The 444-nt window shown below is 60.6% G+C and carries 1 protein-coding gene; it reads left to right on the top strand.

Features of this window, described 5'->3' with window-relative positions:
- Positions 1-444, top strand: a 444-nt coding sequence (locus AC1DIT_RS28525) for a hypothetical protein (RefSeq protein WP_476998634.1), incomplete at both ends; no start/stop codon positions are given.

Raw genomic sequence — 444 nt, 5'->3', positions numbered from 1 at the left:
GCCGTGGGCGTGTTCGAGAAAACCCTGCCGCTGAACCTGTCACTGACGGCGAATGCAGCATTCAGCACTTGGGTGGCGGAGTTGGCGGCGCGCCTGGATGAGCACCGTACGTGGCAGGAATACTGGTCGCCTGAACTGGCGCCGACGGCGGCTCGCCCGGCCTATGGTTTTGCCGTGTGCCGGGCCATGCAAGCCGCGACGTCCGCTGATCTGCAATGGACTCCGCGTTTGGCGGTGCGCGAAGCACTGTTTGAATTAATGCTTGAACTGGAAACGAACGAGGCGGGCAACGCCCACGAATTCCGCCTGCATTACAACGCGTCCCGCTACTCGGTTCAGGCGATGGAAGGGTTGATGGCGCAGTTGCGCGTATTGCTCGAAAACATCGTTGCCAATCTTCACGCCGAACTCGGTCAACTGAACGTGTTGGGAGCCGCCGAACAA

The organism is Bacillus sp. 05T22 (assembly GCF_056396765.1).
Note: the sequence above shows the minus strand (reverse complement) of the source record. Positions and strands in the feature narration are given on the sequence as shown.